The organism is Actinospineispora acaciae DSM 45401, assembly GCF_000620785.1.
Lineage (GTDB): Bacteria > Actinomycetota > Actinomycetes > Mycobacteriales > Pseudonocardiaceae > Pseudonocardia > Pseudonocardia acaciae.
In genome coordinates this window covers 1,655,723-1,679,369 of record NZ_JIAI01000001.1, presented here as the reverse complement: position 1 = coordinate 1,679,369, position 23,647 = coordinate 1,655,723, and the positions used below count along the sequence as shown (strand labels likewise).

General features: G+C 71.2%; 19 protein-coding genes and 1 pseudogene. 11 read left to right on the top strand and 9 right to left on the bottom strand.

All coding sequences use genetic code 11. The annotated features are described in order from the left end of the window. Nucleotides 1-261 precede the first annotated feature (261 nt). The 5 genes and pseudogenes from N912_RS0108090 to N912_RS65630 all read left to right on the top strand — a co-directional run. Nucleotides 262-465 carry a hypothetical protein gene (locus tag N912_RS0108090; RefSeq protein WP_028922049.1) on the top strand — a complete coding sequence of 68 codons (204 nt, stop codon included), beginning with the start codon at nt 262-264 and terminating at the stop codon, nt 463-465. A gap of 122 nt (nt 466-587) precedes the next feature. Next, a complete protein-coding gene (locus N912_RS0108085; RefSeq protein WP_028922048.1) occupies nt 588-1,148 on the top strand; it encodes a hypothetical protein in 561 nt (186 codons plus the stop codon). A gap of 44 nt (nt 1,149-1,192) precedes the next feature. Further along, the gene (locus N912_RS0108080; protein WP_245645202.1) at nt 1,193-3,172 is read left to right on the top strand and encodes a flotillin family protein; all 1,980 of its coding nucleotides are present in this window, start codon (nt 1,193-1,195) and stop codon (nt 3,170-3,172) included. 3 nt (nt 3,173-3,175) lie between these two features. After that, complete coding sequence (locus tag N912_RS0108075; protein ID WP_028922046.1) at nt 3,176-7,966, top strand: DNA repair ATPase; 4,791 nt, start codon at nt 3,176-3,178, stop codon at nt 7,964-7,966. A gap of 31 nt (nt 7,967-7,997) precedes the next feature. Further along, a pseudogene (locus N912_RS65630) lies at nt 7,998-8,642 on the top strand (alpha/beta hydrolase); the annotation flags it as partial. A gap of 39 nt (nt 8,643-8,681) precedes the next feature. On the opposite strand, the gene N912_RS50270 reads toward N912_RS65630, so the two are convergent. The 4 genes from N912_RS50270 to N912_RS0108045 all read right to left on the bottom strand — a co-directional run bounded on the left by N912_RS50270 (nt 8,682) and on the right by N912_RS0108045 (nt 13,502). Beyond that, nucleotides 8,682-10,007 carry an MFS transporter gene (locus tag N912_RS50270; protein ID WP_051579818.1) on the bottom strand — a complete coding sequence of 442 codons (1,326 nt, stop codon included), beginning with the start codon at nt 10,005-10,007 and terminating at the stop codon, nt 8,682-8,684. A 51-nt stretch (nt 10,008-10,058) separates the two neighbouring features. Beyond that, nucleotides 10,059-10,871 (bottom strand): class II aldolase/adducin family protein, encoded by an 813-nt coding sequence (locus N912_RS0108055; RefSeq protein ID WP_028922044.1) that lies wholly within the window; start codon nt 10,869-10,871, stop codon nt 10,059-10,061. A 124-nt stretch (nt 10,872-10,995) separates the two neighbouring features. Then, nucleotides 10,996-12,207 carry a PucR family transcriptional regulator gene (locus N912_RS0108050; RefSeq protein ID WP_028922043.1) on the bottom strand — a complete coding sequence of 404 codons (1,212 nt, stop codon included), beginning with the start codon at nt 12,205-12,207 and terminating at the stop codon, nt 10,996-10,998. Nucleotides 12,208-12,260: 53 nt separating this feature from the next. Beyond that, a complete protein-coding gene (locus tag N912_RS0108045; protein ID WP_245645201.1) occupies nt 12,261-13,502 on the bottom strand; it encodes an MFS transporter in 1,242 nt (413 codons plus the stop codon). 161 nt (nt 13,503-13,663) lie between these two features. Here N912_RS0108045 and N912_RS66440 point away from each other — a divergent pair, with 161 nt between their 5' ends. Beyond that, nucleotides 13,664-14,527 (top strand): SDR family NAD(P)-dependent oxidoreductase, encoded by an 864-nt coding sequence (locus N912_RS66440; protein WP_028922041.1) that lies wholly within the window; start codon nt 13,664-13,666, stop codon nt 14,525-14,527. Nucleotides 14,528-14,538: 11 nt separating this feature from the next. Then, nucleotides 14,539-15,006 (top strand): MerR family transcriptional regulator, encoded by a 468-nt coding sequence (locus tag N912_RS0108035; RefSeq protein WP_028922040.1) that lies wholly within the window; start codon nt 14,539-14,541, stop codon nt 15,004-15,006. A 14-nt stretch (nt 15,007-15,020) separates the two neighbouring features. Here N912_RS0108035 and N912_RS0108030 read toward each other — a convergent pair whose 3' ends face one another. The 3 genes from N912_RS0108030 to N912_RS0108020 all read right to left on the bottom strand — a co-directional run bounded on the left by N912_RS0108030 (nt 15,021) and on the right by N912_RS0108020 (nt 17,940). Then, nucleotides 15,021-15,578 carry a superoxide dismutase family protein gene (locus N912_RS0108030; protein ID WP_028922039.1) on the bottom strand — a complete coding sequence of 186 codons (558 nt, stop codon included), beginning with the start codon at nt 15,576-15,578 and terminating at the stop codon, nt 15,021-15,023. 120 nt (nt 15,579-15,698) lie between these two features. Further along, on the bottom strand, nt 15,699-16,952 hold the full coding sequence (locus N912_RS60040) for a hypothetical protein (protein WP_028922038.1): 1,254 nt from the start codon (nt 16,950-16,952) through the stop codon (nt 15,699-15,701). Nucleotides 16,953-17,148: 196 nt separating this feature from the next. Further along, nucleotides 17,149-17,940, bottom strand: a complete 792-nt coding sequence (locus N912_RS0108020) for a hypothetical protein (RefSeq protein ID WP_028922037.1) — start codon at nt 17,938-17,940, stop codon at nt 17,149-17,151. Between the two features lie 318 nt (nt 17,941-18,258). On the opposite strand from N912_RS0108020, the gene N912_RS0108015 reads away from it, so the two are divergent. Further along, the gene (locus tag N912_RS0108015) at nt 18,259-19,314 is read left to right on the top strand and encodes a helix-turn-helix domain-containing protein (protein WP_028922036.1); all 1,056 of its coding nucleotides are present in this window, start codon (nt 18,259-18,261) and stop codon (nt 19,312-19,314) included. A 213-nt stretch (nt 19,315-19,527) separates the two neighbouring features. After that, nucleotides 19,528-20,580 carry a hypothetical protein gene (locus N912_RS60035; protein WP_156993253.1) on the top strand — a complete coding sequence of 351 codons (1,053 nt, stop codon included), beginning with the start codon at nt 19,528-19,530 and terminating at the stop codon, nt 20,578-20,580. On the opposite strand, the gene N912_RS50245 is transcribed toward N912_RS60035, so the two are convergent. Further along, nucleotides 20,577-21,065, bottom strand: coding sequence for a GNAT family N-acetyltransferase (locus N912_RS50245; protein ID WP_051579815.1), 489 nt, complete (start codon nt 21,063-21,065; stop codon nt 20,577-20,579). The genes N912_RS60035 and N912_RS50245 overlap by 4 nt on opposite strands. A 138-nt stretch (nt 21,066-21,203) precedes the next feature. Then, entirely contained in the window at nt 21,204-22,409 is a 1,206-nt protein-coding gene (locus N912_RS0108000; RefSeq protein ID WP_037062984.1) for an MFS transporter, read from the bottom strand. A gap of 146 nt (nt 22,410-22,555) precedes the next feature. On the opposite strand from N912_RS0108000, the gene N912_RS0107995 reads away from it, so the two are divergent. Both N912_RS0107995 and N912_RS0107990 read left to right on the top strand, forming a co-directional pair. Continuing rightward, the gene (locus N912_RS0107995) at nt 22,556-23,068 is read left to right on the top strand and encodes a hypothetical protein (RefSeq protein WP_028922034.1); all 513 of its coding nucleotides are present in this window, start codon (nt 22,556-22,558) and stop codon (nt 23,066-23,068) included. A gap of 12 nt (nt 23,069-23,080) precedes the next feature. After that, a complete protein-coding gene (locus tag N912_RS0107990; protein WP_028922033.1) occupies nt 23,081-23,647 on the top strand; it encodes a hypothetical protein in 567 nt (188 codons plus the stop codon).

Sequence of the window (23,647 nt, the reverse complement as noted above, 5' to 3'; positions counted from 1 at the left end):
CCACTGGCAGATACCGCCACCAACGCCGGCCCAGGAGGTGCGAGCCGGTCAACCGGGAACCCCACAAATGCTTGCAGCTGTTGTGGTGCCCTCTCGACGCCATGCCGGACGACGTGGTCGCCTATCTGGTCGAGGCGATCCGGCGCATCCGCGACGGCGAGACGTTCAGGGTGCACGGGTGGGAGTAGAACCGCCGCGCTGATCGATGTCACCGGGGCGACGTACGGGCACGACCTCGAAGACTTCCGCCAGCACAACGACGTGCTCGACGAGAGCGACCTGATCCTCGCGCCACGCAACATCACCTCCGTGCCGGGCGAGGGCGAGATCGTCGCGGTCTCCGGGCACACCGCGTCGGCCTGGCGGCCGTGGCTCTTCGGCGGGCTCGGCGTGATCGTCGTACTCGCCGCTTTCGGCGTCGCCCGCCACCGGACGGCCCGCCGCCGCGATCCTGACGCGAACTAGTGCCCAACCGATTTCGGTCCGGGCGGGTCGGACCTGGTGATGCGTGAGCGACGAAAACAGCTCACTCATCGCCCATGGGTGCGCGGTAGGTTCCGGGCGGGTCGGCGAGGGGGAGAAGGCGGATGCGGGAGTTCCTCGACGCCGCGTTGTCGTTCCCGGCCGCGCCGCTCGGCATCCTGTTGATCATCGTCGTCGGCTACTGGCTGTTGGCCTCGCTCGGCGTGGTGAGCATGGAGGAGAGCGACGCGCTGGACGTCCTCGGCATCGGCGGCGTGCCCATCACGATCTCGCTGTCCATCGCCGCGGCGGTCTCCTGGTTCGCCGCGCTGGTCGGCACCGTGCTGACCGACGGGGTTGCCGCCCGGGTCGTTGTGCTGGTGGCGGCCGTGCTGGTCGGGCTGGTCGCCGCGCGGCTGCTGGTGGTGCCGATCCGCCGCGCGCTGGCCGACCCGCCGGCCGCCACCCGGGGCGACTTCGTCGGCCGGACCTGCGTGATCCGCACCGGCCGGGTGACCGACACGTTCGGGCAGGCGGAGGTCACGGCGGCCGACGGTTCGTCCGCCGTCATCCAGGTGCGCCAGGCGGGCCGGGACGTGCTCACGGCCGGCACCACAACGGTGATTTTCGACTACGACGTCGAGGGCGAGTTCTTCTGGGTCGCGCCGCTCGACATCACAACCTGAGGGGATTTGACGCCGAAATGGGTGCGATATCGGTGGGAGTCGGCGTGCTGATCGTCGTCGTCCTGGTCGTCGCGTTCGCGATTCTCGTTCTGGTCAGCCGGATGTTCCGGAAGATCGAGCAGGGCAAGGCACTGATCGTGTCCAGGGTGCGGAAGGTGGACGTCACGTTCACCGGCACCGTGGTGCTGCCGGTGGTGCACCGCGCCGAGGTGATGGACATCTCGGTGAAGACCATCGAGATCCACCGCGCCGGCCACGAGGGCCTGATCTGCGCGGACAACATCCGCGCGGACATTCGCATCACGTTCTTCGTCCGCGTCAACAAGACCGTCGAGGACGTCATCAAGGTGGCGCAGGCGATCGGCACCGAGCGGGCCAGCGACGAGTCGACCCTGCAGACCCTGTTCAACGCCAAGTTCTCCGAGGCGCTCAAGACGGTCGGCAAGCAGTTGGAGTTCGTCGACCTCTACACCAAGCGCGACGAGTTCCGGGACCGGATCATCCAGGTCATCGGCACCGACCTGAACGGCTACAGCCTCGAAGACGCGGCGATCGACTACCTCGAACAGACGCCGATGACCCAGCTCGACCCGGCGAACATCCTGGACGCGCAGGGCATTCGGAAGATCACCGAGCTCACCGCGATCGAGCACGTGCGCACCAACGAGTACCAGCGCAACGAGGAGAAGGAGACCACCCGGCAGAACGTCGAGGCGCGGGAGGCCATCCTCGAGCTGGAGCGCCGCCAGCGGGACGCGGAGATCAAGCAGCGGCGCGAGGTCGAGACCGTCCGCGCCCGGCACGAGGCGGAGACCGCGAAGGTGCAGGCCGAGGAGCGGCTGCGGGCCGACACCGCCGCCATCCGCACCGAGGAGCAGCTCGGCATCCAGAACGAGAACAGGATGCGCGAGATCGCCGTTGCGGAGAAGAACCGCGAGCGGGTGCTGGCGATCGAGACCGAGCGGATCGAGAAGGACCGCCAGCTCGAGGTCATCGCCAGGGAGCGGGAGACCGAGCTGCGGCGCATCGCCAAGGACAAGGAGGTCGAGGGCGAGAAGCAGGCGGTCGCCGAGGTCGTCCGCGAGCGCATCGCGGTGGAGAAGACGGTCGCCGAGCAGGAGGAGAACATCAAGCGCCTGCGGACCGTCGAGGAGGCCGACCGCGAGCGCGAGGCCAGGGTGATCCAGGCCGAGGCGCAGGCGCAGGAGCAGCTGGTCAAGGACATCAAGGCCGCCGAGGCCGCCGAGCAGGCCGCGAAGCACAGGGCCGCGGAGCAGCTGCGGCTGGCCGAGGCGCGCCAGCAGGCCTCCGAGCTGGACGCCCGCGCGAAGATCCGGCTCGCCGAGGGCGCGCAGGCCGAGCTGGCGGCGGCCGGCCTGGCCGAGGTGCACGTCAGGGAGCGCGACGCGGAGGCGATCGAGAAGATCGGGCGCGCCGAGGCTGCGGTCAGCCGGGAGAAGGCGCTGGTCGCGGCCGAGGCGATCCGGGAACGGCTCAAGGGCGAGGCGGAAGGCCTGGAGCAGAAGGCCGGCGCGATGTCCGCGCTGGACGGCGCGACCCGCGAGCACGAGGAGTACCGGCTGCGGCTGGAGACGGAGAAGGAGGTCCGGCTCGCCGACCTGGACGCACGGCGCCAGGTCGCGGCGTCGCAGGCGTCCGTGCTCGCGGCCGGCCTGGAGAAGGCCGACATCGACATCATCGGCGGCGAGGGCGCGTTCTTCGACCGGATCGCCGGCGCGATCACGCTGGGCAAGGGCGTCGACGGGTTCGTGGGCAACTCCGAGGTGGCCCAGCGCCTGGCCGGCCCGTGGCTGGACGGCTCGCGCAGCTTCACCGAGGACCTGGCCCGGATGCTGCGCTCGGTGGGCACCGGCGAGCTGCGGGACCTGACGGTCTCGGCGCTGCTGCTCCGGCTGATCAACTCCGGCGGCCCGGACGCGGACAAGCTCACCGAGCTGCTCGACACCGCGAAGCGGCTCGGGGTGGCCGAGCGGCCGGTCGCGGCGCTCACGGACCAGCGCTGAGCCGTGACGGTCCAAGAAGCCACGCCGGCACTGGACGCCGGCACCTACGAGGTGCTGCGGGCCCGGCTCGCCGAGCAGGCGGCCGCGCTGGCCCGGCGGGCCGAGGAGCTGAACGCGCGGCGCCTGGAGGTGTTCGGCGGCGCCGAGCTGCGGCTGGTGGGCACCGAGCGGATCCGCACCGAGCACAACTGCGTGCCGCGCGACATCGCCTCGGTGGGCGGGCTGATGCTGTTCGGCTACAACGTGTTCCTCGGGCTCAAGCCGGAGACCGCCGTCGACGACGTGTTCGCCGGGTACGGCTTCAGCCGCGACGGGGAGGCGTTCCGGTTCGAACCGGTGACCGCCGAGCCACTCGCCGACCCGAGGTTCCAGCGGGACTTCGCCGAGCTGTACAGGTACTACCGGGACACCCGGCTGCTGCAGCTGCGCACGGTGGACGGCAAGCTGCTGGCGGTCTTCCAGACCGGCGCGGACGCGCGCGACATCCGGGTGCTGCGCTGGGAGCTGGGTACCGACGGTTCCGCCTCCTACCTGGACAACCTCGGCGAGCGCGACCACGTGTTCCCGTCTCCGCACGACTTCGAGTGGACCGAGACCGGCCGCGAGCGGCACGTGCTCGGCCGCTTCCCGCACATCTCGATCGAGGACGAGGTGTTCGTCGAGACCGTCGGCGGCGACCTCACGATCAAGGTGGAGAACAACACCGAGACCGGCGAGGGGGTGTACTCCGAGCCGGTCGACGAGCCGCTGCAGAGCCTGGCCGACGCGGACGTGCACTACGCCCGCGTCGGGCCGCTGGTCCTGCTGCGGATCCGGCCGTACAACGAGACGGCCTGGCGGCACCTGGTGTTCAACACCAGGACCAGGGCCGTGGTGCGGCTGGACGGGATCGGCCAGGCCTGCCAGCGGCTGCCCGAGGACCAGGGGATCATCTTCCCCGGCGGGTACTACCTGGTCACCGGGGCGCACAAGACGTTCGACACCGACGTCGAGGACCTGGAGTTCGAGCGGGTGGTCAGCTCGCCCAACGGCGAGGACGTGCTCTACGTCTTCCACGCCCGGGAGGACGGCCGCAGCCTGCTGCTGCCCTACAACGTGATCCGCAAGCAGGTCGCGACGCCGCTGGTGTGCCACGGGTACTCGCTGTTCGACGACGGCACGCTGGTGGTGTTCCGGGCCACCTCGGAGCAGCCGACCAGGGTGCACCCGATGCAGGTGTGGCAGACCCCGTTCCTGTCCGACGCGGCGGCCGCCGCGCAGCCGGCCGGCACCGGGCCGCTGGAGCGGGTGGGCAACGCCGACCTGGTGCGCGGGGTGTCGGACTGCCTGTCGGTGGCCGCGACGGTGGACGAGATGGCGCCGTCGGTCCCGGTGCTGGAGGGCCTGATCGCCGCCTGCGCCAGGGTGTTCGACCAGTACCACTGGCTCGGCGACTTCGAGCTGCGCGGGCCCCTGTCCGAGCTGCGCACCACCGCGGAGCAGGTGCTCGACGAGTTCGAGACCGTCCAGGAGCTGACCGAGCAGGCCGGCGCGGCGGTGGAGCAGGCGGGCGCGCGGATCACCTCCCTGGTCGGGCAGGCCCGAGGCGAGGCGCCGAAGAACGCCGACGCGTGGGTGCGGCTGCTCGCCGAGCTGCGTGCGGCGCAGGGCCACCTGATCACCCTGCGCGACGTGCGGTACGTCGACGGCGCCCGCCTCGACGAGCTCGCGGGCCGCCTGGACGCCGAGCTGACCGCCACCGCCCGGCGCGCGGTGGCGTTCCTGCGCCGCGACGACGCGTTCGCCGGCTACCACCGGGAGATCGAGGAGCTGGCCGGGCGGGCGGAGCGGATCGGCTCGGCGGCCGAGGCGGGGCCGGTGCTGGAGCGCCTGGCCGGCCAGTCCGACGGGCTGGAGGTGCTGACCGAGGTGGTCGGCACCCTGGAGATGGCCGACGCGACGGTGCGCACCGACATCCTGCGCCGCATCGGCGAGGTGCTCGCGGGCGTGAACCGGGCTCGTGCCACCGTGGAGTCGACCCGCCGGCGGCTGCTGGAGACGGAGGGCCGCGCGGAGTTCGCCGCCCAGTTCGCCCTGCTCGGGCAGGCGGTCACCGCCGCGCTCGCGGTCGCGGACAGCCCGGCGGCGTGCGACGAGCAGCTGGGCCGGCTGATGCTGCGGCTGGAGGACCTGGAGTCGCGGTTCGGCGACTTCGACGAGTTCCTGGCCGAGGTCGGGGCCAAGCGGACGGACGTCTACGAGGCGTTCTCCGCCCGCAAGCAGGCGCTGCTGGACGAACGGGCGCGCCGGGCCGACCGGCTGGCCGACTCGGCGGACCGGATCCTGGCCAGCGTGCGCCGCCGGGCGTCCGCGCTCGGCTCGACGGACGAGATCAACACCTACTTCGCGTCCGACCCGATGGCGCGCAAGCTGCGCGGCGTGGCCGAGGAGCTGCGCGGCCTCGGTGACGTGCGGGCCGACGAGCTGGACGGCGAGCTGCTGGCCGCCCGGCAGCGGGCGGTGCGCGCGCTGGCCGACCGGCTGGACCTGTTCGACGAGGGCGGCGCGGCGATCCGGCTGGGCCGCCACCGGTTCGCCGTCACCACCGAGGCGCTCGACCTGGCCCTGGTGCCCCGCGGCGGCGAGATGTTTCTGGTCGTCACCGGCACCGACTACCGCCGCCCGGTGCGCGACCCGGAGTTCGCCGCCACCCGGCCGTTCTGGGACCAGCTCCTCGTCTCCGAGACCCCGGAGGTGTACCGGGCCGAGTACCTGGCGGCGTCCCTGCTCGCCGCCGGGGACGGCGCGCTCGGCCCGGATGCCGTGCGCCAGGCCGCCGAGTCGCGCTACGACGAGGGCTACCAGCGCGGCGTCCACGACCACGACGCCGCGCGGATCCTGGAGTCCCTGCACCGGCTGCGGGCGGGCGCCGGGGTGCTGCGCTACCCGCCGCAGGCCCGCGCGGCCGCCCAGGTCTTCTGGGCGCACCGGTCCGACGACGCGCGCCGCGCGAGCTGGACCCGCCGTGCCACGTCGCTGGCCAGGGCGCGGGACGCCTTCGGCGAGGTGGCCGGGATCGACCGGCTGTGTGCCGAGCTGGCCGACGCGATCGGGGATCCGCTCGCCGCCGAGTACCTGTTCGAGGAGCTGGCCACCTCCCCGCCCGGGTTCGTGACCAGCGCCGGCGCCCGCACCCTGCTGGACAGGTTCCACGGCGCGCTGGTCGGGCGCACGGACTACGAGGCGGACCTGCGCGCCCTGCGCGACGACCCGGCGGCCCTCGGGCAGCTCATCGAGGCCTGGCTGGGCGCGTACCTGGCCAAGACCGGCGAACCCGAGGCCGCCGAGCTGCCCGAGGCGGTCGCCATCGAGCTGTGCCGTGACCTGCCGCGCTACGAGTCCTCGGCGACGCTGACCGACACGGTGGACGGCCTGGTCGGCACCCACCCCCGGGTCGTCGACCGGCGCATCGAGCTGCGGCTCGACGAGGTGCTGGCCCGCACCCGGCGGTTCCGCGCCGAGCGGGTGCCGGCGTTCCGGGCCTACCAGCGCCGCCGCGACGAGCTGCTGGCCTCCTGGCGCAACCGGCTGCGGCTGGACGAGTACCGCCCGAAGGTGATGAGCGGGTTCGTCCGCAACCGGCTGGTCGACGAGGTGTACCTGCCGCTGGTCGGGGACAACCTGGCGAAACAGCTCGGGGACGGCCGGCGGACCGACCAGATGGGCCTGCTGCTGCTCATCTCCCCGCCGGGCTACGGCAAGACGACGCTCATGGAGTACGTCGCCGACCGGCTCGGCATGGTGTTCGTCAAGGTGAACGGCCCCGCGCTCGGCCACGGCGTCACCTCGCTGGACCCGGCCGAGGCGCCGAACGCCACCGCCCGCCAGGAGGTCGAGAAGATCTCGTTCGCCCTGGAGATGGGCAACAACGTGCTGCTCTACCTGGACGACATCCAGCACACCTCGCCCGAGCTGCTGCAGAAGTTCATCTCACTGTGCGACGCGCAACGGCGCATCGAGGGCGTCCGCGACGGCGAGCCGACCACCTACGACCTGCGTGGCAAGCGGTTCGCGGTGTGCATGGCCGGCAACCCGTACACCGAGTCCGGTCGGCGCTTCCGCATCCCGGACATGCTGGCCAACCGCGCGGACGTGTGGAACCTCGGCGACGTGCTGGCCGGCAAGGACGAGATGTTCGCGCTGAGCTTCATCGAGAACGCGCTGACCTCCAACCCGGTGCTCGCGCCGCTGGAGCGCCGCGACGTGGAGCCGCTGGCGCGGATGGCCGCCGGCGACGAGTCGGTCCGGCCGGACCGGCTGAGTCGTTCGTACTCCGCGGCCGAGCTGGACCAGCTGCTGTCCGTGCTGCGCAAGCTGCTGGCGGTGCGGCGGGTGGTGCTGCGCGTGAACCAGGCCTACATCGCGTCCGCCGGCCAGTCCGACGCCGCGCGCACCGAGCCGCCGTTCCAGCTCCAGGGCTCCTACCGCAACATGAACAAGCTGGCCGAGCGGATCGTCCCGGTGATGAACGACGCCGAGCTGGAGGCGCTCATCGACGACCACTACCTCGGCGAGGCCCAGACCCTGACCGCCGGTGCGGAGGCGAACCTGCTGAAGCTGGCGGAGCTGCGCGGCACCATGACCGACGAGCAGCGGCGCCGATGGGCGCAGGTCAAGGCGGCGTTCGTGCGCGAGCGGGCGCTCGGCGGCGCCGAGGACGACCCGATGAGCCGTGCCGTGGGCGCCGTCGGGCTGCTCGCCGACCGGGTCGAGGGCGCCATCGACCGCGCCTCGGGACGCCTGGCTGGACCTTGACATGTCAAGGTAGCGCGCCTAACGTACCTTGATGACTCAAGGTAAGAGCGTTGACGTGTCGTTCGCCCTGGATGAGGTGACGCTGCGGGCCACGGTGACCGGGGCGGGGCCGACCGTCCTGCTGCTGCACGCGGGCGGGGAGCGTCGCGGCGTCTGGGCACCCGTGGCGGACCGGATGGCCGGGAGCGGGCTGCGGACGGTGGCCTTCGACCTGCGCGGTCACGGGGACAGCTCCGGGCGGGCGACCACGCTTCGGACGTTCGCCGACGACGTGGCCGAGATGGTGGCGCGCGAGCCGGCGCCGATCGTGGTGGCGGGCGCATCCCTCGGCGGGTTCGCCGCCCTCGCCGCCCTCGCGGAGCCGGCCACCGCGGCTCGCGTCGCCGGGCTCGTGCTCGTGGACGTCGTTCCCTATCCCGACCCCGCCGTGGTTCGTCCCTGGCTCGACGAGAACGGCCTGAGCGACCGCTACGCCGAGCTGGTGGACGACATCCTCGACTCGGGCTCCGACCTGCTCGCGGCGGCCGCCACGCTGGACCTGCCCATCCTGCTCGTCCGCGCGGGACGCTCGCCGGTCACCGACACCGACGTGGCCCGGCTCCGCGCCGCCAACCCCCGCGTCACCATCGCCCGGGTGCCCGCCGCCGGCCACCTCGTGGCCCGTGACGCCCCCGCCGACCTCGCCCGCATCCTCTCCGCCCACGCCACCGCGTGGCTACGAGAGCCCGGCCGGGACCCGAACGGCCTCCCGGGGCCCGTGGCGCCGAGCACGGTCCCACGTCTCGCGGGTGAACGCGACGGTGACCAGCCCAATCAGCCCGACGCCGGTGAACAGCGCCGCGACCCCCGCCCACCCGAACCCCGCCGCCAGTGACGCGGCCAGCAGCGGGAAGAACCCGCTGATCGAGGCGGACAGCTGGTAGCCGAGCGAGGCGCCGGACAGCCGGGTACGCGTGTCGAACAGCTCGGAGAAGTACGAACCCTGCACGCCGGCCAGGCAGTCGTGCGCGATCGCCTGCGCGACGATCACCGCCAGCACGATCGCGACCACCGCCCCGGAGTTGACCAGCAGGAACAGCGGGAAGCCGAACCCGGCCGTGAGCAGGCACCCGGCGGCGTACACCGGCTTGCGGCCGAAGCGGTCCGACAGCGCCCCGAACGCCGGCGTGGTGACCAGCCCGATGGCCGACGCCGTGATCACCGCCGCGAGCCCCGTCTCCCGCCCGGTCGCGCCGCTGCTGACCAGGTAGCTCAACAGGTAGGTGACGGTCACGTAGAACGCCCCGGTCTCCGCGAGGCGCAGGCCGATGACGCGGACGACCGTCGACCCGTCCCGGCGCAGCACGTGCAGGACGGGGGATCGGACCGTCTCCTCCCGCTTCGCGACCTCCTCGAACTCCGGGGACTCGGCCACCCTGAGCCGGATCACGATGCCGACGCCGATCAGCACCGCGCTGAGCAGGAACGGCAGCCGCCACGCCAGCGAGCTCTGGATCCCCGAGGTCGCCAGGAACACCACATTCGCCAACAACAAACCGAGCGGCACCCCCGCCTGCGGGATCGCGGAGAACAACCCCTTGCGCCGGCGCGGCGCGTGTTCGAACGTCATCAGGATCGCGCCGCCCCACTCGGCCCCGTACGCGAGCCCCTGCACCAGGCGCAGCGTCACCAACAGCGCGGGCGCGAGCAGCCCGACCTGCTGGTAGGTCGGCAGCAGCCCGATCGCGAACGTCGCGAACCCCATCACGAACAGCGCGATGACGAGCACCGGCTTGCGGCCGAAGCGGTCGCCGAAGTGACCGCCGATCATCCCGCCGATCGGCCGCATCAGGAACCCGGCGGCCAGCGTCGCGAACGACAGCAGGGTCCCGGTGACGGGGTTGCCGGCCGGGAAGAACGCCGGGCCGAAGTAGAGCGCGGCGGCCGTCCCGTAGGCGAGGAAGTCGTAGTTCTCGATCGTCGTCCCCACGGCGCTGCCGGCCGCGACGCGGCGGCGGTCCGGCGAGCCGTGCTCGATCTCTTCCTGGGTTCGTGCGGGCATGGCGAGCCCCTTTGCTCGGATGTGGTGGGAGGGCAGTGGCGTCAGAGGGGCTCAGTCGAGGAAGTCGGGCTGCTCGCGGACCAGCGAGTCGTAGATCGGCTGGAAGTTCAGCCAGCCCATGTACGGGGTGCCGAAGTGCCGGCGGGTGTGCCGCGCCGCCTCCGGCGAGACGGGCTTGGCCGGGCTGGCGGACGCCTCGAGCAGGAGCTGAACCCGGCACGCGTGCTCCAGCGCAATGAACCACCAGGCCGCCTCGTCGATGCTGTGCGTGCCCGCCGAGAACAGCCCGTGGTTCTGGTGGATCATCGCCTTGTTGTCGCCGAACGCGGACCCGACCGCCTTGCCGGCGTCGATCTCGACCACGATCGCGCCCGCCTCCTCCTCGATGACCACGTGGTGCTCGAAGAACACCGACACGTCCTGGGTGTTGGGCGGCAGCGGTCGCCCGAGGGCCGCGTAGGCGGCGCCGTGCACGGTGTGGGCGTGGCAGGACGCGATGATCTCCGGGTTCGCCTCGTGGATCGCCGAGTGCAACACGAACCCGGCCCGGTTCGCCGCGTGCCGGCCCTCGACGACCCGACCGTTGTGGTCGACCAGGATCAGGTTCGACACCTGCACGTGCCGGAACGGCACGGCGAACGGGTTCGTCCAGTACAGGTCCGGCGTCTGCGGGTCCCGGACGGTCAGGTGCCCGGCGGTGCCGTAGTTGAACCCGAACTTGGCGAACGCGCGGCACGCGGCGGCGAGGCGCTCCTTGCGGTGTTGCCGCTCCTGCTCGACGGTGTCGAAGACCGGCAGCTCGGGAAATACCAGCCCCTCCTGCTCGGGCTGGTAAATGGACACCCGCTCCATGGTCTCGCTCATCGAACCCGTTCTCCTTTTCCGTTCGCCCCGGTGGACGTCAATATCCTGCGAGCGGCCGATGACCTGCGACAACCGCACTGTGTAGGACATCGGTAGGGCAGATTTCACGGTCTGTAGGAATGGCTCAGCGGCGGAGCGCGTCGAGGAGCTCGGCCGCCTTCAGGCCGAGATGGACGACCTGGCGGGCCTCGCCGTCGTGCAGGTCCATGCCCAGGCGCGCCTCGATCTGCCGCAGCCGGTAGTAGAGCGACGTCCGGTGCAGGCGCAGCCGCTCGGCGGTGCCCGGGATCGACCCACCGGTGCTCAGGTACGCATCCAGCGTCTCGCGGAGCACCCCGCGCGGGTCGTCGTCCAACAGCCGCCCGAGCCCGTCCGGGACGACCTCGGCGAGCTCCTCGCGCGGCATCCGCAGCAGCACCGAGAAGGCGCCCACGTCTGTGAAGGCGGCGGCCGGCCGGAAGCGCGGGAGGAGCATCGCGGCCTCGGCGGCCAACGACGACTGCCGCCGGGCGCGCCGCAGCTCGCTCGGACCCACCGGCCCGGCGGGCAGCCCGATCACCGTGGTCGCGGTGTCGCCGAGCAGGGAGCCGACGGCGCGCAACACCCGCCGCCCGAGGGCGTCGGCCTCCTCGGGCGTGGGTGCCGCGTCGGTGGCGGCGCTGATCGTCGCGGCCTGGCCGGCGAAGATGTGGGCGAGCCGGGCCGCCTCGCCCAGCTCGGCGTTGCGCAGCCCGGCCTCGACCGTCAGGGACAGCTGGTCGGGGTTCGTGGCGCCGGAGGGCCGCACCAGCAGGGTGAGGACGAGGACATGGTCGCCCGGGCCGATCGGCGCGCCGCCGGCGTTCTGGAGGGCCGCCTCCCGGGTCACGTCGTGGTCGCTGAGCAGCGCGGCGAGCTGCTCGGCGGACCTTCCTCGGCGGCGCTGCGCGTCGGGTGGTTCCCGGTCGAGGACCTCGCCCATCAGCGAGGCGGCACGTGTGGCGGCGTCCAGCTCGGCGGTGCCCAGCTCGTCGTCCGGCTCGTCGATGATCATGAGAAGCGCGAGCAGGTTCGCGCCCCGGCGAATGGGGATCACGAGCCGGCGCTTGAACCCCAGCTCGCGAGCCGCGGGGACATGACCGGCCGTGGTCCAGCGCCGGACGCCGTGGGAGTGGATGTGCCGGTAGACCTCGGGGACGGCGACCCGCTGCAGGATCGCCCGCACCCGTGCCTCGTCCTCGTCACCGAAGTGGGCGCTGGCGCAGAGGATCCGGATCTCCGGGTCGACGACCGTGACCGAGCGCCGCAGCCGCCCCGCCAGGCGGTCGGCGAGCTCTTGGAGGGTCGGCGTCGGCACCCCGTGACCGTAGCCCGGTGCCTCAGCCCGGTGCCTCAGCCCGGACGCTCGGCTCAGCCCGCCGGGCGACGGCGCAGCGCGAAGAACCCGGCCGCCAGCGCGCCCAGGCTCAGCGCGCCGGCGCTGAGCGCGAGCGAGGCGTGCACGCCGATCGCCGCGCCGAGCAGCCCGACGGTGAACCCGCTGCCCGCGCGCAGCCCGTTGGCGGACATCCCGTACGCGCCGATCACCCGGCCCCGGTCGGCGGCGGGCGCCTGGAGCTGGACCACCGTCTGGCTGATCGCCATCGACGCCAGGTTGGCCATCCCGCCGACCAACAGCAGGACGATCGCCACCGGGTAGCTGGCGGTCAGCGCGAAGTACAGGCTGGCCAGCCCGTAGAGCACGGTGCTGACCACCGCCGCCGGCACGTTCGGCCTGACCCAGCCGGTCGCCTCCAACAGCAGCCCGCCGAGCACCCCGCCGGCCCCGGTGGCGAACAACAGCACCCCGTACGCGGCGCCGGCACCCTCGTCGCCGAACCCGTTGGCGAAGATCGGCATCGCGGCCTGCATCGAGGCGCCGACGAAGAACGACCCGAGCCCGGCCAGCACGATCATGCTGACCAGCGTGCGGTTGGCGGCCACCTCGCGCAGCACCCGCAGCGACTCCAGCGCGCCCACCCTCGGCTGTGCGTGGCTGTCCCGGGTGTGGCCGGTGAACCGGGTGCGGAACAGGAACAGGGTCAACGGCAGGTAGAACGCCACGTTCACGAAGATCCCGGCGACCGGCCCCAGCCCGAGCAGCAGCGCCGAGCCGACCACCGGGCCGAACAGGATGCCCAGGCTGCGGAACGTGGCGTTGAGCTGGATCGCGCTGGGCAGCTCCGCGGCGCCGACGAAGTCGTGCAGCATCAGCTGTTCGCCCGGCGCCCAGAGCGCCCCGGCCAGCCCGTGCAGCACCAGCAGCAGGCACGCCTCCCACATCTGGAGCGAGTCGGTCAGGAACAGCACGCCCCAGGCCACCGACACGGCCATGAACAGCGCCTGCGCGCACTGGATGACCCGCCGGCAGTCGAACCGGTCGGCCAGCGAGCCGAACCACATGGACAGCACCAGGAACGGCACCCAGTGGCTGATCACCTCGAACCCGGCGAGCGCGGGGGAGTGGAACTTCTCCCACAGCACCCAGTAGGTGATCACGTGCTCGATGTTGTCGGCCATCATGGCCAGGCCGGCGCCGAACAGGTAGGGCCGGCAGTCCCTGTTGCGCAGCGCGGCGAACCTGCGCGGCGGATCCCCGTCAGGCCGAGGCACGTGCCCCGGAACTCCGCATGCCTCGCACATCGATCCCTCCCCACGTCTCCGCGCTAGGATAGACGGGACGTCTCGTCTATCGGTGCGAAGCCGGAACAACATCACACCGGGCCGAGGGCTCGCTTGCGTTCGAGCGCGCTCGAATTCCTAGCGTGGCGCTCATGACGACTTCTCTTACCTGGATTGTCACCGGCGCGTCCCGAGGGTTCGGGCGCGCGATCGCAGAGGTTGCGCTGGCGGGAGGGGACACCGTGGTGGCGGCGGTCCGACGGCCCGAGGCCGTTGCCGACCTCGCCGGCGCGTACCCGGATCGGTTCGTCGCCACCGCCTTCGATGCCGGCGACCCAGCGCGGGCCCAGGGGCTCATCGACGGCTGTGTCGACCGGTTCGGGCGGGTCGACGTGCTGGTCAACAACGCTGGGCGAGGTTACATCGGGGCGGCGGAGGAGGTCAGCGACGCCGAGCTGCGCGAGTCGCTGGACCTGCACCTGTTCGGGCCCGCGGCGCTGGTGCGGACCGCGCTGCCGGTGATGCGGGCGCAGGGCCGAGGAACCATCGTGCAGATGAGCAGCCAGGGCGGACGGGTGTCGTTCCCCGGCGTCGGGACCTACTCGGCCGGCAAGTTCGCCCTCGAAGGTTGGTCGGAGGCCCTGGCCGGCGAGGTGGCGCCGTTCGGGGTGCGAGTGATGATCGTCGAACCCAGCCGGTTCCGCACCTCGTTCAACGCCCCCGGGGTGCTCCACTTCGCCGATACCCGGTCCGCCTACGCGGACATCCTGGCGGCGGTTCGGGCGGACCTCGCCGGCGCGGACGGCATCCAGGAAGGGGACCCGGCCAGGGCGGCCGAGCTGATCGTGTCGCTGGCACACGGCGACCAGGTGCCGCTGCGGCTGCCGCTGGGCGCCGAGGCGGTCGAGCGGATCGGCGCGGCGTACCGCCGGGGTCTCGACGAGCTGGAACGCTGGGCGGACGCCGCGCGCGGCACCGACTTCGCCGGGGTCCCCGCGTCGGCCCGGCCTGTATAGGCTGGGATCTGATGGCTACCGAGGACCTGATGGCCAAGGCGCTCGCGGCGCTCGGCGAGGTGGACGGGCCGATGTCGGTCGAGGTGATCCACCGGCTGGTGGACGCCGGCTCCGACACCGGCCCGATGAGCATCACCGAGGTGGCCGACCTGCTCGACATCTCGCCGCACACGCTGCGCTACTACGAGCGGATCGGCCTGGTCGAGGTCGGCCGCGACGGCAGCGGCCACCGCCGCTACGATGCCGCGTCCGTCCGCCGGCTGGTCTTCCTGACCCGCATGCGGCTGTCCGGCATGGCCATGCGCGACCTGCAGCACTACATCGCCCTGGTGGACAACGGCGAGGTCACCGTGCCCGAGCGCCTGGACATGCTGTTGGAGCACCGGGACACCATCCGCCGCCAGATCAAGGAGCTCACCCTGTCCCTGGCCGCCACCGAATACAAGATCGCCACCTACGGCGGTCGCGCCGGGGACTGATCGGGCCGGCCGGGCTACGAGCCGAGACCGAGGCACGCGACGCGCGCGCCCGCGGTTCCGGCCTTGCCCGGTCCGGTCTGGGTCGGCTCGGCGTGGATGATCACCGAGAACGCCCTGGTGTTCTGGTACACCCACGGCACCGTGCTGGTCACCTTGGCGTCGCCCTGCGCGTTGGTCGTGAAGTCCAACCAGATCTCGTTCAGGGGGTTGGCGTAGGCGGGGTCCACCGACGGCTTCACGGGGTCCGAGGCGTGCTGGAAGTGCGGGCCGGCGGCGTCCCCGGTCGGCCCGCACGGCAGGGCATGCGCGTGCGCGCCGTACGCCCGGTTCGGCACCAGGCCGTGCACCTTCAAGGTCACCGTCGTGGAGCTCTCGCGGACCGACTCGACGACCTTCGCCCGCGCGCCGTCGGGCGCCAGGCCCCTGTCGTAGCTGATCACCTGCGCGCCCTGGCCGGCCTGACCGAACGTCGCCGAGACCACCGTGCGCGAACCGCCGTCGCCGCACCCGGCGACGGCGAGGACCAAGGCGACGCATCCGGCCAACAAGACACGCCGTCGGGTGCTGTACATCTGCTTCCACTCCTCGCTCAGGGACGCCGAACGTGCCGACGCGGATGCGCGCCCACCGGGCAAGAGCCAATCGCTCCGCGGCAGGTTGGGGTGGGATCAGACCCCGTTGGGGGCGTGTTGTCAGGCCGGGTAGGCGGCGGCGATCTCCGCGACCAGCAGATCGGCGGCACCGCGGGTGAGGGCCAGGGGATCGTCACCGGCGGGGTCCCGCTCGTCGCCCAACCGGCTCAGCAGCTCGTCTCCCGGTCGGAGCCGGGCAAGCAGCTCGCGCCACCCGCCTTCTGGCGGCGACATCGGCGTCGCCAACTGGGCGAGGGTCACCGTCCGTCGCCACTCACGGAGGAATACGACGGCCTGGCGCACGTCGCGCAGCGGGTCGTCGGTGGCGACGGGTGGGAGGTCGCTGAGCACGTCGAAGACGTCCGCTCGCACCTCGGACAGGCGCAGCCCGCACAGGGGGACCATCGCCTCGAAGACCGGCGCGGCGTCGGGGGCATTCCGGGCCGCCGTCAGGCTGAGCGCCGCATGCCCCCGGGGCTCGGCGGTCTCTCGGTGTACGAGCCGTACCAGGAGCCGGGACATGACGTCAGGGTCGACGTCACGACGGTACGCCGGGACGCGGACCAGCACGGAGTCCGCGGCGCCCGGCGTCGGCTTCGACAGGGTCACCTCGGCGGACCCGGGATCCGCCGACAGCGCGAACACCCGCGCCGGCGCCTGTCGTGGGTCGATCATGCTGTCTCCCCGGCGCGCGGGGCACGGGGACGCCTGCGTCCGGCCACCCTCGGCGCCCCGCCTCCGGCCCAGGCCCGCGCGCCCCGCCTCGCGTGCGCGAACGAGACGCCGCCAACCGTCGAGCACCGCGGTCAGCTCGCGATCGCGCCCGGCGACCTCGGAGGTCAACGCGCGGTATCCCTCCACCAGATGCTCGAGCGCGAGCGCCAGGCGTCGCGGTATCGGCTGGGGGTGTTTGGCCAGCCGGCGCAGGTAGAGCGCGAGCTCGCGCGATGCCCGCCGGGCGAGTCGGAGCGCGTCACCGACAACGAGCGTCCGCGCCGGGCCCTCTGGCAGGGACAGTGCGGCGTAACCGCGACTGACGCCCCGCTCGGCGTCGATGAGCGCCTGGTCGAGGGGTGCCTGGAGCCACCGGTCCAGCGCATCGACGACCGCCACCCGTACCCAGGGCAGGGCCGCCTTGGGATCCATGTCCAGGATGCGTCCGCCGTCCGCCCGCCGCTCGCCGGCGCCTCCCGTCCGCGCCAGCGGCCGAACCAACGCGCCCGTCCCGTAGGCAACGGCGCGCCACCACCTCGGGCGCATCAGGTCGACGTCCATGTGCACGCCGCCGCCGAGGTGGGCGTGATACGCCAGCACCCGTGAATGGGTCGTCGACGATGGGCTCAACCGGGTATCACGGTCGGACCGGGCAACCGAGACCATCATCGACCCGCCTCACATCGGCGCCCCGGACGCGCCCGCGGGCCCCGCCGAGGACACCCTCTCTCAGCGAGCGCGAATATCGGTCCGAGGCACGGGCTCCCGGGATCGGACCAGCATGGCATCCCTCTCGTCAATAGTCGAGATCATCTCGACGTTTCCGGGCGAACTCCCAGGCCCGCAGGCGTCCGCGGCGCACCTTCAGATCGGCCGTCTGATCCCTGCCGCACCAGGGTGCCGCGGCGTCACGCTCGGCAAGCCGGCCGAGTGCCTCGGCGCAGAGCCCGCGATAGAGCCCGATGTCGTGCCAGACCGACTGGCTGATCGCCCCCTCCCGGGGATGCGCGAACTGCCGAAGCCGGGTGCCGCGCGAGCACAGCGCCGAGCGCCTTCGGTCGATCGACGTCCGGTCAGGCCCGGCTCCGCGATACCAGGTGAACGGGTCGAACTCGATCCAGCACAGGTGTTCGACGCATGCGTGGACCAACTTGTCACGAGCCGTCGTCGCCAACGCGACCTCGGCCCGCAGCCCGGCGAGCTCGTACTGCTCCCGCCAGATGACCCGGGCGACCCGCCACGCGAGGTCGACCTCGGACGCGGCGTCCCTCGGTTTCGTCGCCAGGACGGCGCGCATCGTCGTTCCGGGCCGGTCGACCCGCCGAAACGGGATCGGTAGGCGCCCGGCGGCCTCGGCGAGCCGGCTCCAGGCGGCGGTCACGTCGCCCTGGGTCTGCAGCTCCATGCTGCGCGCCACGATCCGAAGCATCACGCCGAGCTTGACCAGATCCCCCGGCCCGCTCATCGGCAACGCCTGCGACCGGGTCGGGTCCGGCTGGAGGACCGCCCGCCAATCGCCGACCTCGAGCGCGGCGAGCACCTTCTCCACCCCGCGCTCGAGGTGCTCGACGGCCAGTTCGGTGCACATGACCGACTACCCGTGGATCAGGCGATCGTGATGTCCAGAGAGCCCGGGGCTCCGCGCCGACACTGCCGTGAAGACCGGGGTAGGTGCGGTCGAGATCATCACCTGATCACCACCTAGCTCGCTCTACCTAAGTTGGCCAAGAATTGGTAAAGATTACGAATATGCAAGTAGACTTAGGCTATGTCTGTGGAAGAGTTACGTCAACCAGACGCTCGTCAAGCTGACCTAGGCTAAGTAGTACCCAGTTGGCTGCTGTACTAACCCGGTTCAGGTGAGTTTGGACGGAGCTGGCACACTCGTAGCTCAAAGGAGGTAGCCGTGGCGCTGGAGCCCGGCCAGGCCGCTCGCCTGGCGCACACCCTGAGGGAACTCCGCGAGGCTCACTGGTCTGGAGTCAAGCTGAAACAGACCGACCTTGCCACCGCGCTGAGCAAGGAGAGTCACGTCGCCTCGGCGACCATCAGCTCCTGGGAGTCGACCAACAACCCCAAGTCGCCGCCGGCCGCGCGGCTCCGCGCCTACGCCCGCTTCTTCGCCACCCGGCGCTCGCTGGACGGTGGCCCGCACCTCATCCCGGACGCGGAGCTCACCGACGACGAGCGCAAGGAGCTCCACGCGCTCGAAGAACGACTGCTCGGCCTTCTGCGCGGAAAGAGTGAAAGCCGTAGCAGGACCTTTGCCTTCGACGACGGTCCGGTCACCGTCATCTGTCCCGCGTTGCCCGAAGAAGCCCAGAGTCGGCTCGCCGACGTGACGGATCCCAACTTCAGCAAGCTGCAACAGTACGCCGACCTCGACGCGTTGATCGAGATGTTCGGACATCTGCGTATGTCGAATCCCACGCTGGACATCTTTCATCGGCTCGCGTCGGACGCCGTCGCGGACGACCTCTCGACGCACGTCATCCTGCTCGGCGGAATCGCCTGGAACCAAATCACTCGGCGATTCCAGGAGGCCATCGGCCAGGTGCCTATTGCGCAGGTCGCCGATCCGGACAAGGTGCCCAGCGGTGAGATATTCGTGGTGGACGGGTCTGAGCGCTTCTATCCTATTTGGGAGAGGGAGGAAGGCAGTCCCGACGACTTGATCGAGGATGTGGGATTCCTCGCCCGGCTGCCCAATCCGTTCAACCTCAAACGCACGCTCACGATCTGCAACGGTGTCTATAGTCGGGGCGTGCTGGGCGCTGTCCGTTGTCTGACCGATGCTCGTGTTCGCGACGCCAATGAGGCTTACCTTGCCGATCGTTTTCCGAGTGGGCGGTTCGCGGTTCTGATCCGTGTTCCGGTGGTATCAAACGAGACGTTGTCCCCGGACCTGCAGAACCCGCAGGCTCGCCTCTACGAATGGCCATCAGACGAACGGCGGACCTAGATGACCTCAGCCTCGTTGCGCCCGCGTCGCCCCTCGGCGCCCGGGCGGGGTGGCCGGATCCAACAGTTGCACTCGCATGCCGGCCTGCTCCTTGACGCGTCGTGGGAACCCGCGCCACCGGCCAGGTCGCGACGCGGCCGCCCCTCGGCGATCATCGTTCCCGCCGCCCGTCCGGCATCCGCCCTCACGGGCCTCATCAGGCTGGCGGCCGCCTTGGAGACGCAACTGGTCGTGCTGTGCAGCCATCAGGCGAGGGTGGACCAGGTCAGCGAACGGATAGGGCGTGTCCAGGGTGCCCGCGGCCTCGTCGTGCAGGTCGACCAGGACAAGATTGTCCCGAACCTGAAGCTCGGCACCTCGCACGAGGAGTTCCTGAAGGCCAGCCGGGGCCGGGCCAGCGATCTCAGCCTCAAACGAAACGTCGGGTTGCTGCTGGCGCGCATGCTGCGCTGGGAGAAAGTCGTCTTCATTGACGACGACATTACGGTGTCCAGAGGTGCGGTTTCTCGCGTAGCGGCCCAGCTGGACTACTACGGTGTTGCCGGAATGATCTGCCGCGACTTCCCGGACAACTCTGTGGTCTGCCACGCGCGCCGGCTGGCCGGGCTCCCGCAGGACAACTTCGTGACCGGCGCCGTTCTGGGAGTAAATTGTAGCGAAACGTCGCAGCCGCGGTTCTTCCCAGACATCTACAACGAAGACTGGTTCTTCTTCGCCGAGGCCGCCGCCAGGAGAAGGCTGGCTAACGTCGGCTGCGCAAGTCAGGCGGACTACCACCCGTTCGCCAGGCCGCAGCGTGCCCAGCACGAAGAATTTGGTGACTTGTTGGCGGAAGGCCTCTACGCGCTGATCGGGGCGATAGGGCTCGACGGCCATAAGGAAACGTTCGACGACATCCTTTGTCGCGCGGTCGCCAAGTACTGGAAAGGTTTCATCGAAGCCCGCCAAGAGGGATTCGACGAGACGACAGAATACCTGGGAAAGTATCGCGATCTGAGAACTTGCAGTGATGACGTGGAGCCCGCCATGACCTCCGTCAGGGCCGCCGGGGAACTCTACGACATCCCGGAGAACAACGTCGACGTGAGAATTCAAGCGGACCTGTGCGCGAGCTTCGTGGATGAGCTACGAGGGGATCGCAAGCGATGGCATGACTACTATCACGCTTCCCCCCGTCATGAGAGGATTCAGGTTCAGGACGCCATGAGCTGGCTCGGAGTCGCCAGATGGACGTCGGTTCGCTCGCCGCTGGTGGATCACGGTTAGATCGGGAGGCGGAGTCGTCTCTCGTAGCGCTGACCTCCGGACTCGATCTTTTGTCGTTCGTCGGTGTCCACGAACCCGAGCCGGGCGTATACCCGCCGGGCGACGGTGTTGTCTTCGAGGACCCACAGCAGCAGCTCGTCGAGGCCCATGAGACGTCCGATCTCGATCACCTCGTCGAGCAACGCACGAAAGACACCGCGCTGGCGATGGGTCGGCGCGACCCAGATCGACTCGACGTGCCGTCCCTCGGGCTTCTGCCCGTCGACCAACGCGACGAGCCCGATGACCTTGTCGCGTTCGACAGCCACGACCCAGGCGGCGGCGTCGAACCACCGAAGCCACTGGTGTTCGTTCAGGCCGCGCTCGCGGCGGTAGTCGGAGGTAAAAGCGTCGGGCGAGTCCAGCAACGCCCGTAACCGGGTGTTTCGCAGCACCCGCCAGTCGGCAGGGGTCAGCAGCCGGATCTCCAGTACCGCTTTCGTCATCCGTCCCCACCCGACATGCCACCTCGGCCGCGGATTGCACCGCCGCCCATGTCCCTCGGCCACGATTCCGTACGCGCGAGAGGAACGCGAGTCGAAGTGAACGGAGGTTGAGCGGATTCAACTGGTCGTCGCAACATTTCATCGGGGGAGCGTCTCCGGCGCCCGCAGCCAGAATCCGAACGACACGGATGCGATGACGGCCGTCAGGGCAAAGGCCGAGGGGTAACCCACGAGCTCGGCGGCGGCACCGCACAACACCGGTCCGACGATGGCGCCCACGTCGCCGACCATCTGGAAACCGGCCAATGCCGGACCGGCGGTGGTGGGCGAGCCCTGGGCGGTGATCACGTCGCCGACCGACGCGGTCACGGGCGGGTTCACCAGTCCGGTCCCGACGCCGGACAGGAGCGACGCGGTGACGAGTCCGGCCACGCTGCCGCTCAGCCCCAGCCACATGGCGGTGAGCGCGACGGTCGCCGTTCCGACCAGGATGGGTGGTCTGCGGCCGCGCCGGTCGGCCAGCAGCCCGCCGGGGAGCAGCGTGACGGCGGTCCCGGCGGCGAATGCGGCCAGCGCGACACCCGACCAGAGGCTTTCGTACCCCAGCACCTCGACGACGAGCAGCGGCACGAGCGCGATCCGGACGCCGTACACCGTCCAGCCGTTCACGAAGTTCGAGGTGAGCGCCGCCCGGAAGGATGGGTGCCGGAGCAGCACGCCGAACACGCCCGGACCCGCGGTGGCCTCGGCCTGGGGCGCGGGCTCTCCGGCCCGTCCCCACAGCAGGCCGCCGCTGATCGCGGCCGCTACCAGAAGCAGGACGGCGTAGATCAGGAACGGCGCCCGAGGGCTGAGCTCGATGAGCATCCCGCCGACCGCCGGGCCGAGAATGTTGCCGAGGAGGAACCCCGTGGACCAGGCGCCGGACGCCCGACCGCGTATCGACGGCGGCGCGATGCGGATGAGCAGCGACGCCGCCGACACGGTGAACATCGTCGAGCCGATGCCGCCGATCGAGCGGAACAGCAGCAGCTGCCAGTACGTGGTGGCCACGGCGCACGCCCCGCTGGAGACCCCGACGATGACCAGGCCCGCGCAGAACACCCGCAGCTCGCCCAGCCGTGCGACCAGCCGCCCGCTGACCGGCGCGAAGACGGTCCGGAGCACGGCAAACGCGCTGACTACCAGGGATGCGGCGGTCACCCCGACGTCGAAGGTGCGGGCGAAGGTCGGCAACGCGGGCGCCACGATCCCGTAGCCGATCGCGATCACGAACGAGGCCCCGACCAGGACCCAGATGTCCCTCGGCAACCACGCCCCCGAGCGCGGCGCATCGACCCCCATGGCCCGCCCCTCCCCCGGGACCACCGAGGGACGCATGCGGACGGTGGTCCCGCCGCGGGACCATCACGGTACCGGCGCGGGATCGTCCATCACAGTGGTTCAGCGCCCGGGGACCACCCGGGACCGAACCCGGACACGGAGTCCCGATGACCAGCCCGCACGATAGATCGGCGCCGCCGAGCCTGCTGGAGCCGCCGATCGACCGCCTTCCCGGCGTGGTTCCCGACGACGATGACGTGCTCGAGGACTTCGCCGCGTCGGCCCGGCCATGGAGCCACCTCCCGGTGCCGCTGTCCGCCCCGGTGACCTTCGCGTTGTGGATGGTGGTGATCGCGTCCGGCGGCTTCAGCGGCTGGCTGGTCGCCGTGTTGTCCGGGGCCGCGCCGTGCGAGGGCTTCCCCTGCGCGGTGGCGACGCTCGGCGGTCACCCCGGCCTCCTGCTCGCCCTGGCGGGCTCCGGCGCCGTCCTCCTGATGGGCGTGGCGACCGTGACCCGCGGCCTGACCCGGGCCGGGGCACCGCAACTGGCGGTGATCGTGGTCGCCACCGTGGCCGGGATCGCGTCCCTGCTGGGAGTCGCCGCGCTCCTGCTCGTCGTCGCGCTCGGCATGGGCCTGGTCGGCGCGCTCTTCGTCTTCCTCGTCGACCGCACAAGCTGAGAAGGAGCATCGATGCGGACGCTCGTCTCCCCCGACACGCCGGACCAACTGGCCCGGCTCGCGACGGACCTCGAACGGCGGTGGCCGGGCCTGCGGGCACCGGTCGTGCGGTGCTGGAACGACCATCCGGTGGTCATCCTCGATCGCGGGATGCCGTGGTTGTACGGCCCGGCGGAGCGCGACCCGCTGATGAGTCGGTCCGGTTCGGTGGTCGTGCCACGTGGCCCGCGCCGAGCACTGCGCGCCATGGCCGCTGCCGGGCTCCGGTTTCCCGCGCTGGTCATCGCGCACGAGCTCGAGCCCACCGGAGTGGCGCGCTCGCTGCTGCCGTTGCTCCAGGAAGGGCCGCGCGCGTGCACCGACGAGGTGGCCAGGGCTCTGGTCGGTCCCGCGCCGGCGCACCCGGGCGTGAGCAGGGCCGTCCGGTTGCTCGACCGCGCGGTCGGCGGGGCCGGCTCGCGGGCGGGCGCCGTTCTCGATCTGATGCGCGATCCGATCGTGTTCGGCGTCGTGGCGCCGGGGCCGCTCGTCAACGGTGCCCCGAGCCTCCACGTCCCCCTCGTGGCCTGGAGGTGGTGA